Origin of the sequence: Desulforhopalus singaporensis, from assembly GCF_900104445.1 — a bacterium.
Classification (GTDB): domain Bacteria; phylum Desulfobacterota; class Desulfobulbia; order Desulfobulbales; family Desulfocapsaceae; genus Desulforhopalus_A; species Desulforhopalus_A singaporensis.
The window spans coordinates 1-1,022 of the sequence record NZ_FNJI01000014.1; the positions used below are offsets into that span (position 1 = coordinate 1).

A 1,022-nucleotide genomic window follows, 5' to 3' on the forward strand; every position below is an offset into this window, starting at 1 on the left:
ACGCACCTGCGATCGACTATTTCGACGACGATGTGGGCGCGGTGCAGGGTCCGGTGTATGACAACGGGGTGACCAACGATATCCATCCGACGGTGTTCGGCACCGGCGGCAAGGTTGGCGACGTGGTGACGATCTATACCCAGGACGGCACCGTGGTAGCGACGACCACCGTCAGCAGCAACGGCAGCTGGAACGTCAACCTGGCTAACCAGAGCGGCACCGTAGAGTATACGGCGACGCTGACCGATCCGGCGGGCAACGAGTCCGATCCGTCCGGAACCTTTACCGTCACCTATGACGTGACGGCGCCGGATACGCCGAATACTCCTGCTATTGTCACCGACAATGTTGGTGAGATTGTCACTGTAGGTGCAGGTGATACCACCGATGATAATCGTCCAACCTTTAGCGGAACCGGTCAGGAAGCCGGAGAGACCATTACGCTGTACGATGGCAACGATCAGGTAATAGCTACTACTGTGGTCGACACAGATGGTAGCTGGAAAGTCGAGCTTGATCCCGCAAACACTATGACCGATGGTGAGCAGAGCGTTACTTATACTGTAACCGATGAAGCCGGAAACACCAGTGGACGCAGTCCCGAGATGACGTTTGTTGTCGATACGTCGAGTGTATCCGTTGAAATCAGCTATCTCGTTGACGATGCAGGAGAGGTAACCGATAACGTTTTTGACGGCGGTTTCACCGATGATGCTACACCGGAAATCTGGGGCACCGCCAGTGCCGGCGCGACTGTTGAACTCAAATTGTCAAATGGGACAATTCTAGCTACAGGAATAGCCCCTGATAATGATGGCAACTGGAATTATAAGATCCCGGCCACTGACGCGTTGACCCCCGATGGCGCATATAAGCTGATCGCCACGGCAACCAATCCTGCCGGTGGTAGTGTCGAGACTGAATTCACCGTTACTATTGATACGACACCGCCAGCGGCCAGTGTGGAAATTACCGCTATTACCGAGGATACCGGTGTGGCGGGTGACTTCATCACCAACGAT

1 protein-coding gene is annotated in these 1,022 nt (G+C 54.8%); it reads left to right on the forward strand.

Annotated elements, in window-relative coordinates:
- Window positions 1–41: 41 nt before the first annotated feature.
- Window positions 42–1,022: Ig-like domain-containing protein (locus BLQ17_RS22595; protein WP_218121766.1), on the forward strand; the 981-nt coding region annotated here is incomplete at its 3' end.